The organism is Escherichia sp. KTE172 (assembly GCF_000408845.1).
Taxonomy (GTDB): Bacteria; Pseudomonadota; Gammaproteobacteria; order Enterobacterales; family Enterobacteriaceae; genus Escherichia; species Escherichia coli.
In genome coordinates, this window is sequence record NZ_KE137316.1 from 3,110,303 (window position 1) to 3,127,366 (window position 17,064).

Annotated in this window: 15 protein-coding genes; 12 read left to right on the forward strand and 3 right to left on the reverse strand. The window is 52.7% G+C overall.

The window, feature by feature from the left end; all coding sequences use genetic code 11:
- The first annotated feature begins 43 nt into the window (after positions 1-43).
- From pldA to rhtC, 3 genes are all read left to right on the forward strand, one after another.
- Positions 44-913 (forward strand): phospholipase A, encoded by an 870-nt coding sequence (pldA, locus tag G434_RS09160; protein WP_001259694.1) that lies wholly within the window; start codon positions 44-46, stop codon positions 911-913.
- A gap of 132 nt (positions 914-1,045) precedes the next feature.
- On the forward strand, positions 1,046-2,875 hold the full coding sequence (recQ, locus tag G434_RS09155) for an ATP-dependent DNA helicase RecQ (RefSeq protein WP_001377144.1): 1,830 nt from the start codon (positions 1,046-1,048) through the stop codon (positions 2,873-2,875).
- A 63-nt stretch (positions 2,876-2,938) separates the two neighbouring features.
- Positions 2,939-3,559, forward strand: coding sequence for a threonine export protein RhtC (gene rhtC / locus G434_RS09150; RefSeq protein ID WP_000928828.1), 621 nt, complete (start codon positions 2,939-2,941; stop codon positions 3,557-3,559).
- Between the two features lie 61 nt (positions 3,560-3,620).
- Here rhtC and rhtB read toward each other — a convergent pair whose 3' ends face one another.
- The gene (gene rhtB, locus G434_RS09145) at positions 3,621-4,241 is read right to left on the reverse strand and encodes a homoserine/homoserine lactone efflux protein (RefSeq protein WP_000171710.1); all 621 of its coding nucleotides are present in this window, start codon (positions 4,239-4,241) and stop codon (positions 3,621-3,623) included.
- Between the two features lie 110 nt (positions 4,242-4,351).
- On the opposite strand from rhtB, the gene pldB reads away from it, so the two are divergent.
- The 3 genes from pldB to bioP all read left to right on the forward strand — a co-directional run bounded on the left by pldB (position 4,352) and on the right by bioP (position 7,157).
- Complete coding sequence (gene pldB, locus G434_RS09140) at positions 4,352-5,374, forward strand: lysophospholipase L2 (RefSeq protein ID WP_000487648.1); 1,023 nt, start codon at positions 4,352-4,354, stop codon at positions 5,372-5,374.
- Positions 5,375-5,381: 7 nt separating this feature from the next.
- Complete coding sequence (gene yigL, locus G434_RS09135; RefSeq protein WP_000285353.1) at positions 5,382-6,182, forward strand: sugar/pyridoxal phosphate phosphatase YigL; 801 nt, start codon at positions 5,382-5,384, stop codon at positions 6,180-6,182.
- A gap of 75 nt (positions 6,183-6,257) precedes the next feature.
- Positions 6,258-7,157: a biotin transporter gene (gene bioP, locus G434_RS09130; RefSeq protein WP_001196244.1), complete on the forward strand. Its 900-nt coding sequence runs from the start codon at positions 6,258-6,260 to the stop codon at positions 7,155-7,157.
- On the opposite strand, the gene metR is transcribed toward bioP, so the two are convergent.
- Positions 7,045-7,998, reverse strand: a complete 954-nt coding sequence (gene metR / locus G434_RS09125; protein ID WP_000573612.1) for an HTH-type transcriptional regulator MetR — start codon at positions 7,996-7,998, stop codon at positions 7,045-7,047. The genes bioP and metR overlap by 113 nt on opposite strands.
- Positions 7,999-8,233: 235 nt before the next feature.
- Between metR and metE the strand changes: the two genes are divergently transcribed.
- Entirely contained in the window at positions 8,234-10,495 is a 2,262-nt protein-coding gene (metE, locus tag G434_RS09120; protein WP_000153949.1) for a 5-methyltetrahydropteroyltriglutamate--homocysteine S-methyltransferase, read from the forward strand.
- A 38-nt stretch (positions 10,496-10,533) separates the two neighbouring features.
- On the opposite strand, the gene G434_RS09115 is transcribed toward metE, so the two are convergent.
- Positions 10,534-11,349: a dienelactone hydrolase family protein gene (locus tag G434_RS09115; RefSeq protein WP_001309096.1), complete on the reverse strand. Its 816-nt coding sequence runs from the start codon at positions 11,347-11,349 to the stop codon at positions 10,534-10,536.
- A 261-nt stretch (positions 11,350-11,610) separates the two neighbouring features.
- On the opposite strand from G434_RS09115, the gene udp reads away from it, so the two are divergent.
- The 5 genes from udp (at position 11,611) to ubiB (ending at position 17,046) form a co-directional block, all read left to right on the forward strand.
- The gene (gene udp / locus G434_RS09110) at positions 11,611-12,372 is read left to right on the forward strand and encodes a uridine phosphorylase (protein ID WP_000045180.1); all 762 of its coding nucleotides are present in this window, start codon (positions 11,611-11,613) and stop codon (positions 12,370-12,372) included.
- A gap of 140 nt (positions 12,373-12,512) precedes the next feature.
- A complete protein-coding gene (gene rmuC, locus G434_RS09105; RefSeq protein WP_000347714.1) occupies positions 12,513-13,940 on the forward strand; it encodes a DNA recombination protein RmuC in 1,428 nt (475 codons plus the stop codon).
- 94 nt (positions 13,941-14,034) lie between these two features.
- The gene (gene ubiE / locus G434_RS09100; protein WP_000227958.1) at positions 14,035-14,790 is read left to right on the forward strand and encodes a bifunctional demethylmenaquinone methyltransferase/2-methoxy-6-polyprenyl-1,4-benzoquinol methylase UbiE; all 756 of its coding nucleotides are present in this window, start codon (positions 14,035-14,037) and stop codon (positions 14,788-14,790) included.
- A 13-nt stretch (positions 14,791-14,803) separates the two neighbouring features.
- A complete protein-coding gene (gene ubiJ / locus G434_RS09095; protein ID WP_001309097.1) occupies positions 14,804-15,409 on the forward strand; it encodes a ubiquinone biosynthesis protein UbiJ in 606 nt (201 codons plus the stop codon).
- Positions 15,406-17,046: a ubiquinone biosynthesis regulatory protein kinase UbiB gene (gene ubiB, locus G434_RS09090; protein WP_000187543.1), complete on the forward strand. Its 1,641-nt coding sequence runs from the start codon at positions 15,406-15,408 to the stop codon at positions 17,044-17,046. Before ubiJ ends, ubiB begins: the two co-directional genes overlap by 4 nt.
- Positions 17,047-17,064: the final 18 nt, after the last annotated feature.

The window sequence follows — 17,064 nt, forward strand, 5'->3', positions numbered from 1 at the left end:
AAATATTCACCTTATCAATAATTCGTTACGGAGAACACGAGCGATGCGGACTCTGCAGGGCTGGTTGTTGCCGGTGTTTATGTTGCCTATGGCAGTATATGCACAAGAGGCAACGGTGAAAGAGGTGCATGACGCGCCAGCGGTGCGTGGCAGTATTATCGCCAATATGCTGCAGGAGCATGACAATCCGTTCACCCTTTATCCTTATGACACCAACTACATCATCTATACCCAAACCAGCGATCTGAATAAAGAAGCGATTGCCAGTTACGACTGGGCGGAAAATGCGCGTAAGGATGAAGTAAAGTTTCAGTTGAGCCTGGCGTTTCCGCTGTGGCGTGGGATTTTAGGCCCGAACTCGGTATTGGGTGCGTCTTATACGCAAAAATCCTGGTGGCAACTGTCCAATAGCGAAGAGTCTTCACCGTTTCGTGAAACCAACTACGAACCGCAATTGTTCCTCGGTTTTGCCACCGATTACCGTTTTGCAGGTTGGACGCTGCGCGATGTGGAGATGGGGTATAACCACGACTCTAACGGGCGTTCAGACCCGACTTCCCGTAGCTGGAACCGCCTTTATACCCGCCTGATGGCAGAAAACGGTAACTGGCTGGTAGAAGTGAAGCCGTGGTATGTGGTGGGTAATACTGACGATAACCCGGATATCACCAAATATATGGGTTACTACCAGCTTAAAATCGGCTATCACCTCGGTGATGCGGTGTTGAGTGCGAAAGGACAGTACAACTGGAACACGGGCTACGGCGGCGCGGAGTTAGGCTTAAGTTACCCGATCACCAAACATGTGCGCCTTTATACTCAGGTTTACAGCGGTTACGGCGAATCGCTCATCGACTATAACTTCAACCAGACCCGCGTTGGTGTAGGGGTTATGCTAAACGACTTGTTTTGATGAACGGTTGAGTGGTTGGCAAATCTGGAATCCAGTATCCAGGATTACCCTCTCAGAGACTAAAAGCATTGCAGTTTCTCGCGCAGGCGCTGAAAATAGCGCCTGTTTTTATTTCAGGCAATCGGGGTGAATGTGGCGCAGGCGGAAGTGTTGAATCTGGAGTCCGGAGCTAAACAGGTTTTACAAGAAACCTTTGGCTACCAACAGTTTCGCCCCGGCCAGGAAGAAATTATCGACACTGTGCTTTCCGGCCGCGATTGCCTCGTCGTCATGCCCACTGGTGGCGGAAAATCCCTTTGCTATCAAATCCCTGCCTTATTGCTAAACGGCCTTACCGTGGTTGTTTCACCGCTGATTTCGTTGATGAAAGATCAGGTGGATCAACTGCAAGCCAACGGCGTGGCGGCGGCGTGCCTTAACTCGACGCAAACCCGCGAGCAGCAACTTGAAGTTATGACAGGCTGTCGCACCGGGCAAATCCGCCTGCTTTATATCGCGCCGGAACGTCTGATGCTGGATAACTTTCTTGAGCATCTGGCGCACTGGAATCCGGTGTTATTAGCCGTTGATGAAGCACACTGTATCTCCCAATGGGGTCACGATTTCCGCCCGGAATACGCTGCCCTCGGTCAGCTGCGTCAGCGTTTTCCGACGCTGCCGTTTATGGCGCTGACTGCCACAGCCGATGACACCACGCGCCAGGATATCGTGCGCCTGCTGGGGCTGAACGATCCGCTGATTCAAATCAGCAGTTTTGACCGTCCGAATATTCGCTACATGCTGATGGAGAAATTCAAACCGCTCGATCAGTTGATGCGTTATGTACAGGAACAACGCGGTAAGTCGGGGATTATTTACTGTAATAGTCGTGCGAAAGTAGAAGACACCGCTGCGCGCCTGCAAAGCAAGGGAATTAGCGCGGCGGCCTATCATGCCGGGCTGGAAAATAATGTTCGCGCTGATGTGCAGGAGAAATTCCAGCGCGATGACCTGCAAATTGTGGTGGCGACGGTGGCGTTCGGCATGGGCATCAATAAACCAAACGTTCGCTTCGTGGTGCATTTTGATATTCCGCGCAACATTGAATCCTATTATCAGGAAACCGGACGCGCCGGGCGTGATGGCCTGCCCGCGGAAGCGATGCTGTTTTACGATCCGGCGGATATGGCGTGGCTGCGTCGTTGTCTGGAAGAGAAACCGCAGGGGCAGTTACAGGATATCGAACGTCATAAACTCAATGCGATGGGCGCGTTTGCCGAAGCGCAAACTTGCCGTCGTCTGGTGCTGCTGAACTACTTTGGCGAAGGGCGGCAGGAGCCGTGCGGGAACTGCGATATCTGCCTCGATCCGCCGAAACAATACGATGGTTCAACCGATGCTCAGATTGCCCTTTCCACCATTGGTCGTGTGAATCAGCGGTTTGGGATGGGTTATGTGGTGGAAGTGATTCGTGGCGCTAATAACCAGCGTATCCGCGACTATGGTCATGACAAACTGAAAGTCTATGGCATGGGCCGTGATAAAAGCCATGAACATTGGGTGAGCGTGATCCGCCAGCTGATTCACCTCGGCCTGGTGACGCAAAATATTGCCCAGCATTCTGCCCTACAACTGACAGAGGCTGCGCGTCCGGTGCTGCGCAGCGAATCCTCTTTGCAACTTGCCGTGCCGCGTATCGTGGCGCTCAAACCGAAAGCGATGCAGAAATCCTTCGGCGGCAACTACGATCGCAAACTGTTCGCCAAATTACGCAAACTGCGTAAATCGATTGCCGATGAAAGCAATGTCCCGCCGTACGTGGTGTTTAACGACGCGACCTTGATTGAGATGGCTGAACAGATGCCGATCACTGCCAGCGAAATGCTCAGCGTTAACGGCGTTGGGATGCGCAAGCTGGAACGCTTTGGCAAACCGTTCATGGCGCTGATTCGTGCGCATGTTGATGGCGATGACGAAGAGTAGTCAGCAGGATAAAAAAGTGCCAGGATGAAGACTCCGTAAACGTTTTCCCCGCGAGTCTAATGTATGTTGATGTTATTCCTCACCGTCGCCATGGTGCACATTGTGGCGCTTATGAGCCCCGGTCCCGATTTCTTTTTTGTCTCTCAGACCGCTGTCAGTCGTTCCCGTAAAGAAGCGATGATGGGCGTGCTGGGCATTACCTGCGGCGTAATGGTTTGGGCTGGGATTGCGTTGCTTGGCCTGCATTTGATTATCGAAAAAATGGCCTGGCTGCATACGCTGATTATGGTGGGCGGTGGCCTGTATCTCTGCTGGATGGGTTACCAGATGCTACGTGGTGCACTGAAAAAAGAGGCTGTATCTGCGCCTGCACCACAGGTTGAGCTGGCGAAAAGCGGGCGCAGTTTCCTGAAAGGCTTACTGACCAATCTCGCCAATCCGAAAGCGATTATCTACTTTGGTTCGGTATTCTCGCTGTTTGTCGGCGATAACGTCGGCACCACTGAGCGCTGGGGCATTTTCGCGTTGATTATTATCGAAACACTGGCGTGGTTTACCGTCGTTGCCAGCCTGTTTGCCCTGCCGCAAATGCGCCGTGGTTATCAACGTCTGGCGAAGTGGATTGATGGTTTTGCCGGGGCGTTATTTGCCGGATTTGGCATTCATTTGATTATTTCGCGTTGATGCCAGACGCGTCATCAGAGTAAGTCGGATAAGGCGTTTACGCCGCATCCGACATTATTTTTCACGCATGCCTCGCCGATGCTAACAGCGCTCCCACCAGCATAAACAACGAGCCGAAAATTTTATTCAGCGCCTTCATCTGCTTTGGTCCTTTAATCCATAGAGCAATCCGTTGGGCAAGGGTGGCGTAACCGATCATCACAATAATATCGACCACAATAGTCGTGACGCCGAGCACGATATACTGCATCAGCTGCGGCTGTTGCGGCATGATGAATTGCGGAAATAGCGCCGCCAGAAACACAATACTTTTGGGATTGGTGAGATTCACAAAAACTGCGCGCTGGAACAAATGTCGACGCGATTGAGTAGAGGCCAGCGATTTAAGATCAATTGCGCCAGCGGCGCGCCACTGCTGAATCCCAAGCCAAATCAGATAAGCTGCGCCCGCCCACTTCAACACTTCAAACGCAATCACTGAGCGGGAAAATAGCGTCCCCAAACCCACGCCAACCAGCACAATATGAATCGCCAGTCCGGTCTGAAGCCCAGCAATAGACGCCACCGCGCCGCGATAACCATGGTTGAGCGAGGTGGTCATGGTGTTGATTGCGCCAGAGCCTGGCGACAGGCTTAAAATGATCGATGTCAGCAGGTAGGCAAACCACCATTCTAAGGTCATGATGAACTCCCGGTGTGTCTATTTTTGTGCCACAATACGCTACTGTCGCAGCGTTGTGTCAGGCACGCTTAAAAAAACGATTTTACGTGGTTTAAGAGGCAGATTACCCGATGTTTCAGCAGCAAAAAGACTGGGAAACAAGAGAAAACGCGTTTGCTGCTTTTACCATGGGACCGCTGACTGATTTCTGGCGTCAGCGAGATGAAGCAGAGTTTACTGGTGTGGATGACATTCCGGTGCGCTTTGTCCGTTTTCGCGCACAGCACCATGACCGGGTGGTAGTCATCTGCCCGGGGCGTATTGAGAGCTACGTAAAATATGCGGAACTGGCCTACGACCTGTTCCATTTGGGGTTTGATGTCTTAATCATCGACCATCGCGGGCAGGGACGTTCCGGTCGCCTGTTAGCCGATCCGCATCTCGGGCATGTTAATCGCTTTAATGATTATGTTGATGATCTGGCGGCATTCTGGCAACAGGAGGTTCAGCCCGGTCCGTGGCGTAAACGCTTTATACTGGCGCACTCGATGGGCGGTGCGATCTCCACATTATTTCTGCAACGCCATCCAGGTGTATGTGACGCCATTGCGCTAACTGCGCCAATGTTTGGGATCGTGATTCGTATGCCGTCATTTATGGCACGGCAGATCCTCAACTGGGCCGAAGCGCATCCACGTTTCCGCGATGGCTATGCAATAGGCACCGGGCGCTGGCGCGCGTTGCCGTTTGCTATCAACGTACTGACCCACAGCAGACAGCGATATCGACGTAACTTACGCTTTTATGCTGATGACCCAACGATTCGCGTCGGTGGGCCGACCTACCATTGGGTACGCGAAAGTATTCTGGCTGGCGAACAGGTGTTAGCCGGTGCGGGTGATGACGCCACGCCAACGCTTCTCTTACAAGCTGAAGAGGAACGCGTGGTGGATAACCGCATGCATGACCGTTTTTGTGAACTCCGCACCGCTGCGGGCCATCCTGTCGAAGGAGGACGGCCGTTGGTAATTAAAGGTGCGTACCATGAGATCCTTTTTGAAAAGGACGCAATGCGCTCAGTCGCGCTCCACGCTATCGTTGATTTTTTCAACAGGCATAACTCACCCAGCGGAAACCGCTCTACAGAGGTTTAAATTTCTTATGTACCAGGTTGTTGCGTCTGATTTAGATGGCACGTTACTTTCTCCCGACCATACGTTATCCCCTTACGCCAAAGAAACTCTGAAGCTGCTCACCGCGCGCGGCATCAACTTTGTGTTTGCGACCGGTCGTCACCACGTTGATGTGGGGCAAATTCGCGATAATTTGGAGATTAAGTCTTACATGATTACCTCCAATGGCGCGCGCGTTCACGATCTGGATGGCAATCTGATTTTTGCTCATAACCTGGATCGCGACATTGCCAGCGATCTGTTTGGCGTAGTCAACGACAATCCGGACATCATTACTAACGTTTATCGCGACGACGAATGGTTTATGAATCGCCATCGCCCGGAAGAGATGCGCTTTTTTAAAGAAGCGGTGTTCAAATATGCGCTGTATGAGCCTGGATTACTGGAGCCGGAAGGCGTCAGCAAAGTGTTCTTCACCTGCGATTCCCATGAACAACTGCTGCCGCTGGAGCAGGCGATTAACGCTCGCTGGGGCGATCGCGTCAACGTCAGTTTCTCTACCTTAACCTGTCTGGAAGTGATGGCGGGCGGCGTGTCGAAAGGCCATGCGTTGGAAGCAGTGGCGAAGAAACTGGGCTACAGCCTGAAGGATTGTATTGCGTTTGGTGACGGGATGAACGACGCCGAAATGCTGTCGATGGCGGGGAAAGGCTGCATTATGGGCAGTGCGCACCAACGGCTGAAAGATCTGCATCCGGAGCTGGAAGTGATTGGTACTAACGCCGAGGACGCAGTGCCGCATTATCTGCGTAAGCTCTATTTATCGTAATCGTTCTTTATTTGGTCAGTTGTCAACCTGATACTTCGCTACAATGGATACTCGTTAATCAAAGAGTTTTCCATTGTGGCGCTACTTATCATCACCACGATTCTGTGGGCCTTCTCCTTTAGCTTTTATGGCGAGTACCTTGCGGGGCACGTCGATAGCTATTTTGCGGTGCTGGTGCGCGTTGGCCTGGCGGCACTCGTTTTTCTGCCGTTTCTGCGTACCCGTGGCAATAGCCTGAAAACGGTCGGCCTGTATATGCTGGTGGGCGCGATGCAGCTCGGCGTGATGTATATGCTGAGTTTTCGCGCCTATCTCTACCTGACGGTCTCCGAGCTGCTGCTGTTCACCGTACTGACGCCGCTCTACATCACGTTGATTTATGACATCATGAGTCAGCGCCGTCTGCGCTGGGGCTATGCTTTTAGCGCCTTGTTGGCGGTGATTGGTGCCGGGATTATTCGCTATGATCAGGTCACCGACCACTTCTGGACTGGCCTGCTGCTGGTGCAGCTCTCCAATATCACTTTTGCCATCGGCATGGTGGGTTACAAACGTCTGATGGAAACTCGCCCGATGCCGCAGCATAACGCCTTTGCGTGGTTCTATCTTGGCGCGTTCCTGGTGGCGGTGATTGCATGGTTCTTGCTGGGAAATGCGCAGAAAATGCCACAAACCACGCTGCAATGGGGCATTCTGGTGTTTCTTGGCGTGGTGGCTTCCGGGATTGGCTACTTTATGTGGAACTACGGCGCAACCCAAGTAGACGCCGGAACGCTGGGCATTATGAATAATATGCACGTTCCGGCAGGGCTGCTGGTAAACCTGGCTATCTGGCACCAACAGCCGCACTGGCCAACGTTTATTACAGGCGCGCTGGTGATCCTGGCCTCACTGTGGGTGCATCGTAAGTGGGTCGCTCCGCGCTCTTCACAAACGGCAGATGATCGCAGGCGTGATTGCGCGCTGAGCGAATAAACGCTTCTGTAATCGGCTGACGCTGCTCGCCATCACGCACGGCGGCGTACAGTCGGCTCCACAAGCCTTCGCCCAGGGTTTTGGTCACCACCAGACCCTGGCGTTCAAAACTCTCCACCACCCAATGCGGTAGTGCGGCAATACCCATCCGTGCGGCAACCATCTGAATCAACAATAAGGTGTTATCGACGCTTTTCAGTGACGGGCTGATGCCTGCTGGCTGAAGAAAATGCCGCCAGACATCCAGTCGACTACGCTGCACCGGATAAATCAACAGCGTCTCGCTGGCGAGATCTTCCGGTGTAATACGCGTTTTCGCCGCCAGTGGATGGTCAGGTGCCAATACCAGACGCACTTCATAATCGAACATCGGCGAATAATGCAGGCCACTGCGCGGCAGAATATCGGACGTCATTACCAGATCCAGCTCTCCCTGTTGCAAGGCGGGCTGCGGGTCAAATGTCACGCCCGATTTAAAGTCCATCTCGACCTGCGGCCAGTTCTTATGGAAATTTTCTAACGCGGGCGTCAGCCACTGAATACAGCTATGGCACTCAATGGCGATGCGCAGACGCGTCTGCTGCGGTTCATTGCAGGCTTGCAGTGCCTGGCTAATTTGTGGCAGCACCTGGTTTGCCAGTTGCAACAGGATTTCTCCCTGCGGTGTAAAGCGAAGCGGCTGGCTCTTACGCACAAATAGCCGGAAGCCAAGGCGTTGTTCCAGATCGCTAAACTGGTGAGATAGGGCGGATTGCGTCTGATGCAACGTCGCCGCAGCGGCTGCGAGAGAGCCGCAGTTCCGCAACGCTTGTAGCGTTTTCAGGTGTTTTACTTCGATCATGAAAGTCCTTCACTTCGGCATGAATAATTTGCGCTTGAGGAATATACAGTAACCGCCAATTATGGATGTGTAAACATCTGGACGGCTAAAATCCTTCGTCTTTTAAATTTATGGTGCGTTGGCTGCGTTTCTTCACCCCGGTCACTTACTTCAGTAAGCTCCCGGGGATGAATAAACTTGCCGCCTTCCCTAAATTCAAAATCCATAGGATTTACATATAATTAGAGGAAGAGAAATGACAATATTGAATCACACCCTCGGTTTCCCTCGCGTTGGCCTGCGTCGCGAGCTGAAAAAAGCGCAAGAGAGTTATTGGGCGGGGAACTCCACGCGTGAAGAACTGCTGGCAGTAGGGCGTGAACTGCGTGCCCGTCACTGGGATCAACAAAAGCAGGCGGGTATCGACCTGCTGCCGGTGGGCGATTTTGCCTGGTACGATCATGTACTGACCACCAGTCTGCTGCTGGGTAATGTTCCGCCACGTCATCAGAACAAAGATGGTTCGGTAGATATCGACACCCTGTTCCGTATTGGTCGTGGACGTGCGCCGACTGGCGAACCTGCGGCGGCAGCGGAAATGACCAAATGGTTTAACACCAACTATCACTACATGGTGCCGGAGTTCGTTAAAGGCCAGCAGTTCAAACTGACCTGGACGCAGCTGCTGGAGGAAGTGGACGAGGCGCAGGCGCTGGGCCACAAGGTGAAACCTGTGCTGCTGGGGCCGGTTACCTACCTATGGCTTGGGAAAGTGAAAGGTGAACAGTTTGACCGCCTGAGCCTGCTAAACGACATTCTGCCGGTTTATCAGCAAGTACTGGCAGAACTGGCAAAACGCGGCATTGAGTGGGTACAGATCGACGAACCCGCACTGGTACTGGAACTACCGCAGGCGTGGCTGGACGCATACAAACCCGCTTACGACGCGCTTCAGGGCCAGGTGAAACTGCTGCTGACTACCTATTTTGAAGGCGTAACGCCAAATCTCGACACGATTACTGCGCTGCCTGTTCAGGGGCTGCATGTGGACCTTGTACATGGTAAAGATGACGTTGCTGAACTGCACAAGCGTCTGCCTTCAGACTGGCTACTGTCTGCGGGTCTTATCAATGGTCGTAACGTCTGGCGCGCCGATCTTACCGAGAAATATGCGCAAATTAAGGACATTGTCGGCAAACGTGATTTGTGGGTGGCATCTTCCTGCTCGTTGCTGCACAGCCCCATCGACCTGAGCGTGGAAACGCGTCTTGATGCAGAAGTGAAAAGCTGGTTTGCCTTCGCCCTACAAAAATGCCATGAACTGTCACTGCTGCGCGATGCGCTGAACAGTGGTGATACGGCAGCTCTGGCAGAGTGGAGCGCCCCGATTCAGGCGCGTCGTCACTCAACCCGCGTACATAATCCGGCAGTAGAAAAGCGTCTGGCGGCGATCACCGCTCAGGACAGTCAGCGTGCGAATGTCTATGAAGTGCGTGCTGAAGCCCAGCGTGCGCGTTTTAAACTCCCAGCATGGCCGACCACCACGATTGGTTCTTTCCCGCAAACTACGGAAATTCGTACCCTGCGTCTGGATTTCAAAAAGGGTAATCTCGACGCTAACAACTACCGCACGGGCATTGCGGAACATATCAAGCAGGCCATTGTTGAGCAGGAACGTTTGGGACTGGATGTGCTGGTACATGGCGAGGCTGAGCGTAATGACATGGTGGAATACTTTGGCGAGCACCTCGACGGTTTTGTCTTTACGCAAAACGGTTGGGTACAGAGCTACGGTTCCCGCTGCGTGAAGCCACCGATTGTTATTGGTGACGTTAGCCGCCCGGCACCGATTACCGTGGAGTGGGCAAAATATGCGCAATCCCTGACTGATAAACCGGTGAAAGGGATGTTGACCGGCCCAGTGACCATTCTCTGCTGGTCGTTCCCGCGTGAAGATGTCAGCCGTGAAACCATCGCCAAACAAATTGCGCTGGCGCTGCGTGATGAAGTCGCGGACCTGGAAGCCGCTGGAATTGGCATCATTCAGATTGATGAACCGGCGCTGCGCGAAGGTTTACCGCTGCGTCGTAGCGACTGGGATGCATATCTCCAGTGGGGCGTCGAGGCTTTCCGTATCAACGCCGCCGTGGCGAAAGATGACACACAAATCCACACTCACATGTGTTACTGCGAGTTCAACGACATCATGGATTCGATTGCGGCGCTGGACGCAGACGTCATCACCATCGAAACCTCGCGTTCCGACATGGAGTTGCTGGAGTCGTTTGAAGAGTTTGATTATCCAAATGAAATCGGTCCTGGCGTCTATGACATTCACTCGCCAAACGTACCGAGCGTAGAATGGATTGAAGCCTTGCTGAAGAAAGCGGCAAAACGCATTCCGGCAGAGCGCCTGTGGGTCAACCCGGACTGTGGCCTGAAAACGCGCGGCTGGCCAGAAACCCGCGCGGCACTGGCGAACATGGTGCAGGCGGCGCAGAATTTGCGTCGGGGGTAAATCCAAACCGGGTGGTAATACCACCCGGTCTTTTCTCATTACAGCGACTTCTTCCCACCATACCGCTTAAACCACTCCAGCATACGCTGCCAGCCGTCTTTCGCAGATTCGGCATGATAGCTCGGGCGATAATCAGCGTTGAATGCATGTCCGGCATCCGGGTACACGATAATCTCTGCTTTCGCATTAGCAGCCCGCAGCGCCTGGCGCATCGTTTCAACGCTCTCCTGCGGAATGCTGTTATCCTGACCACCATATAAGCCGAGAACCGGCGCGTTAAGATCGGTTGCGATATCAACAGGTTGTTTCGGTGAATTCAGCGACTTATCGCCCGTCAGTTTGCCGTACCATGCCACCGCCGCTTTCAGTTGCGGGTTATGCGCAGCATACAGCCAGGTGATACGTCCACCCCAGCAGAATCCGGTGATCATTAAACGATGAACATCGCCGCCGTTGCGGGAAGCCCAACTGGCGACATGATCGAGATCGGCCAGCACCTGCGAGTCAGGCACTTTTGCTACCAGACCGCTAAGTAACGTGGGGATATCGGCAAAATCATTCGGATCGCCTTCGCGGAAGTAAAGTTCAGGAGCGATAGCCAGATACCCCTCCAGCGCCAGACGGCGACAAATGTCGCGGATATGTTCATGCACGCCAAAAATTTCCTGCACTACAATGACCACTGGCAGTGGGCCATCGCTTTGCTTTGGTCTGGCATGGTAAGCAGGCATGTTATCCCCTTGTGAAGGGATAGAGGTGAAGCCCGCCACAATCGCGTCGTCCGGGGTCTGAACGATGGTCGAAGCTAGAGGCGATGCAGCAGGTGCAAATCCAGATTGTTGTGTTGTTGCCATGGTATTCTCCGTACCCTTATAAAAATGTTGCGCAATGTTAACTATAGTCAGCATGCAACAAATCACATTGCCTGAATCGGCTCATCTTTTATGCAGTCCTGCAGAATGAAGAGTGATTTATGTGATTTGCATCACTTTTGGCGGGTAAATTTATGCAACGCATTTTCGTCATGGTGATGAGTATCACGAAAAAATGTTAAACCCTTCGGTAAAGTGTCTTTTTGCTTCTTCTGACTAAACCGATTCACAGAGGAGTTGTATATGTCCAAGTCTGATGTTTTTCATCTCGGCCTCACTAAAAACGATTTACAAGGGGCTACGCTTGCCATCGTCCCTGGCGACCCGGATCGTGTGGAAAAGATCGCCGCGCTGATGGATAAGCCGGTTAAGCTGGCATCTCACCGCGAATTCACCACCTGGCGTGCAGAGCTGGATGGTAAACCTGTTATCGTCTGCTCTACCGGTATCGGCGGCCCGTCTACCTCTATTGCTGTTGAAGAGCTGGCACAGCTGGGCATTCGCACCTTCCTGCGTATCGGTACAACGGGCGCTATTCAGCCGCATATTAATGTTGGCGATGTTCTGGTTACCACGGCGTCTGTTCGTCTGGATGGCGCGAGCCTGCACTTCGCACCGCTGGAATTCCCGGCTGTCGCTGATTTCGAATGTACGACTGCGCTGGTTGAGGCTGCGAAATCCATCGGCGCGACGACTCACGTTGGCGTGACGGCTTCTTCTGATACCTTCTACCCAGGTCAGGAACGTTACGATACTTACTCTGGTCGCGTAGTTCGTCACTTTAAAGGTTCTATGGAAGAGTGGCAGGCGATGGGCGTAATGAACTATGAAATGGAATCTGCAACCCTGCTGACCATGTGTGCAAGTCAGGGCCTACGTGCCGGTATGGTAGCGGGTGTTATCGTTAACCGCACCCAGCAAGAGATCCCGAATGCTGAGACGATGAAACAAACTGAAAGCCAAGCGGTGAAAATCGTGGTGGAAGCGGCGCGTCGTCTGCTGTAATCCTCTTCTCCTGTCTGAAGGCCGACGCGTTCGGCCTTTTGTATTTTTGCGTAGCGCCTCGCAGGAAATGCCTTTCCAACTGGACGTTTGTACAGCACAATTCTATTTTGTGCGGGTAAGTTGTTGCGTCAGGAGGCGTTGTGGATTTCTCAATCATGGTTTACGCAGTTATTGCGTTGGTGGGTGTGGCAATTGGCTGGCTGTTTGCCAGTTATCAACATGCGCAGCAAAAAGCCGAGCAATTAGCTGAACGTGAAGAGATGGTCGCGGAGTTAAGCGCGGCAAAACAACAAATTACTCAAAGCGAGCACTGGCGCGCTGAGTGCGAGTTACTCAATAACGAAGTGCGCAGCCTGCAAAGTATTAACACCTCTCTGGAGGCCGATCTGCGTGAGGTGACCACGCGGATGGAAGCCGCACAGCAACACGCTGACGATAAAATTCGCCAGATGATTAACAGCGAGCAGCGCCTCAGTGAGCAGTTTGAAAACCTCGCCAACCGTATTTTTGAGCACAGCAATCGCCGGGTTGATGAGCAAAACCGTCAGAGTCTGAACAGCCTGTTGTCGCCGCTACGTGAACAACTGGACGGTTTCCGCCGTCAGGTTCAGGACAGCTTTGGTAAAGAAGCACAAGAACGCCATACCCTGACCCACGAAATTCGCAATCTCCAGCAGCTCAACGCGCAAATGGCCCAGGAAGCGATCAACCTGACGCGCGCGCTGAAAGGCGACAATAAAACCCAGGGCAACTGGGGCGAGGTAGTATTGACGCGGGTGCTGGAGGCTTCCGGTCTGCGTGAAGGGTATGAATATGAAACCCAGGTCAGCATCGAAAATGACGCCCGCTCGCGGATGCAGCCGGATGTCATCGTGCGGTTGCCGCAGGGAAAAGATGTGGTGATCGACGCCAAAATGACGCTGGTCGCCTATGAACGCTATTTCAACGCCGAAGATGACTACACCCGCGAAAGCGCGCTACAGGAACATATCGCGTCGGTGCGTAACCATATCCGTTTGCTGGGACGCAAAGATTATCAACAGCTGCCGGGGCTGCGAACCCTGGATTACGTGCTGATGTTTATTCCCGTTGAACCCGCTTTTTTACTGGCGCTTGACCGCCAGCCGGAGCTGATCACCGAAGCGTTGAAAAACAATATCATGCTGGTTAGCCCGACTACGCTGCTGGTGGCGCTGCGCACTATCGCCAACCTGTGGCGTTATGAGCATCAAAGCCGCAACGCCCAGCAAATCGCCGATCGTGCCAGCAAGCTGTACGACAAGATGCGTTTGTTCATCGATGACATGTCCGCGATTGGTCAAAGTCTCGACAAAGCGCAGGATAACTACCGCCAGGCAATGAAAAAACTCTCTTCAGGTCGCGGAAATGTGCTGGCGCAGGCAGAAGCGTTTCGCGGTTTAGGGGTAGAAATTAAACGCGAGATTAATCCGGATTTGGCTGAACAGGCGGTGAGCCAGGATGAAGAGTATCGACTGCGGTCGGTTCCGGAGCAGCCGAATGATGAAGCTTATCAACGCGATGATGAATATAATCAGCAGTCGCGCTAGCCCATTGGGGGTAGTTAAGCCGGGTAGAAATCTAGGGCATCGACGCCCAATCTGTTACACTTCTGGAACAATTTTTTGATGAGCAGGCATTGAGATGGTGGATAAGTCACAAGAAACGACGCACTTTGGTTTTCAGACCGTCGCGAAGGAACAAAAAGCGGATATGGTCGCTCACGTTTTCCATTCCGTGGCATCAAAATACGATGTCATGAATGATTTGATGTCATTCGGTATTCATCGTTTGTGGAAGCGATTCACGATTGATTGCAGCGGCGTACGCCGCGGGCAGACCGTGCTGGATCTGGCTGGTGGCACCGGCGACCTGACAGCGAAATTCTCCCGCCTGGTCGGAGAAACTGGCAAAGTGGTCCTTGCTGATATCAATGAATCCATGCTCAAAATGGGACGCGAGAAGCTGCGTAATATCGGTGTGATTGGCAACGTTGAGTATGTTCAAGCGAACGCTGAGGCGCTGCCGTTCCCGGATAACACCTTTGATTGCATCACCATTTCGTTTGGTCTGCGTAACGTCACCGACAAAGATAAAGCACTGCGTTCAATGTATCGCGTGCTGAAACCCGGCGGCCGCCTGCTGGTGCTTGAGTTCTCGAAGCCGATTATCGAGCCGCTGAGCAAAGCCTATGATGCATACTCCTTCCATGTGCTGCCGCGTATTGGCTCACTGGTCGCGAACGACGCCGACAGCTATCGTTATCTGGCAGAATCCATCCGTATGCATCCCGATCAGGATACCCTGAAAGCCATGATGCAGGATGCCGGATTCGAAAGTGTCGACTACTACAATCTGACGGCAGGGGTTGTGGCGTTGCATCGTGGTTATAAGTTCTGACAGGAGACCGGAAATGCCTTTTAAACCTTTAGTGACGGCAGGAATTGAAAGTCTGCTCAACACCTTCCTGTATCGCTCACCCGCGCTGAAAACGGCCCGCTCGCGTCTGTTGGGCAAAGTGCTGCGCGTGGAGGTAAAGGGCTTTTCGACGTCATTGATTCTGGTGTTCAGCGAACGCCAGGTTGATGTACTGGGCGAATGGGCAGGCGATGCTGACTGCACCGTTATCGCTTACGCCAGTGTGTTGCCGAAACTTCGCGATCGCCAGCAGCTTGCCGCCCTGATTCGCAGTGGTGAGCTGGAAGTGCAGGGCGATATTCAGGTGGTGCAAAACTTCGTTGCGCTGGCAGATCTGGCAGAGTTCGACCCTGCGGAACTGCTGGCCCCTTATACCGGTGATATCGCCGCTGAAGGAATCAGCAAAGCCATGCGCGGAGGCGCAAAGTTCCTGCATCACGGCATTAAGCGCCAGCAACGTTATGTGGCAGAAGCCATTACTGAAGAGTGGCGTATGGCACCCGGTCCGCTTGAAGTGGCCTGGTTTGCGGAAGAGACGGCTGCCGTCGAGCGTGCTGTTGATGCCCTGACCAAACGGCTGGAAAAACTGGAGGCTAAATGACGCCAGGTGAAGTACGGCGCCTATATTTCATCATTCGCACTTTTTTAAGCTACGGACTTGATGAACTGATCCCCAAAATGCGTATCACCCTGCCGCTACGGCTATGGCGATACTCATTATTCTGGATGCCAAATCGGCATAAAGACAAACCTTTAGGTGAGCGGCTACGACTGGCCCTGCAAGAACTGGGGCCGGTATGGATCAAGTTCGGGCAAATGTTATCAACCCGCCGCGATCTTTTTCCGCCGCATATTGCCGATCAGCTGGCGTTATTGCAGGACAAAGTCGCTCCGTTTGATGGCAAGCTGGCGAAGCAGCAGATTGAAGCTGCAATGGGCGGCTTGCCGGTAGAAGCGTGGTTTGACGATTTTGAAATCAAGCCGCTGGCTTCTGCTTCTATCGCCCAGGTTCATACCGCGCGATTGAAATCGAATGGTAAAGAGGTGGTGATTAAAGTCATCCGCCCGGATATTTTGCCGGTTATTAAAGCGGATCTGAAACTTATCTACCGTCTGGCTCGCTGGGTGCCGCGTTTGCTGCCGGATGGTCGCCGTCTGCGCCCAACCGAAGTGGTGCGCGAGTACGAAAAGACATTGATTGATGAACTGAATTTGCTGCGGGAATCTGCCAACGCCATTCAGCTTCGGCGCAATTTTGAAGACAGCCCGATGCTCTACATCCCGGAAGTTTACCCTGACTATTGTAGTGAAGGGATGATGGTGATGGAGCGCATTTACGGCATTCCGGTGTCTGATGTTGCGGCGCTGGAGAAAAACGGCACTAACATGAAATTGCTGGCGGAACGCGGCGTGCAGGTGTTCTTCACTCAGGTCTTTCGCGACAGCTTTTTCCATGCCGATATGCACCCTGGCAACATCTTCGTAAGCTATGAACACCCGGAAAACCCGAAATATATCGGCATTGATTGCGGGATTGTTGGCTCGCTAAACAAAGAAGATAAACGCTATCTGGCAGAAAACTTTATCGCCTTCTTTAATCGCGACTATCGCAAAGTGGCAGAGCTACACGTCGATTCTGGCTGGGTGCCACCAGATACCAACGTTGAAGAGTTCGAATTTGCCATTCGTACGGTCTGTGAACCTATCTTTGAGAAACCGCTGGCCGAAATTTCGTTTGGACATGTACTGTTAAATCTGTTTAATACGGCGCGTCGCTTCAATATGGAAGTGCAGCCGCAACTGGTGTTACTCCAGAAAACCCTGCTCTACGTCGAAGGGGTAGGACGCCAGCTTTATCCGCAACTCGATTTATGGAAAACGGCGAAGCCTTTCCTGGAGTCGTGGATTAAAGATCAGGTCGGTATTCCTGCGCTGGTGAGAGCATTTAAAGAAAAAGCGCCGTTCTGGGTCGAAAAAATGCCAGAACTGCCTGAACTGGTTTACGACAGTTTGCGCCAGGGCAAGTATTTACAGCACAGTGTTGATAAGATTGCCCGCGAGCTTCAGTCAAATCATGTACGTCAGGGACAATCGCGTTATTTTCTCGGAATTGGCGCTACGTTAGTATTAAGTGGCACATTCTTGTTGGTCAGCCGACCTGAATGGGGGCTGATGCCCGGCTGGTTAATGGCAGGTGGTCTGATCGCCTGGTTTGTCGGTTGGCGCAAAACACGCTGATTTTTTCATCGCTCAAGG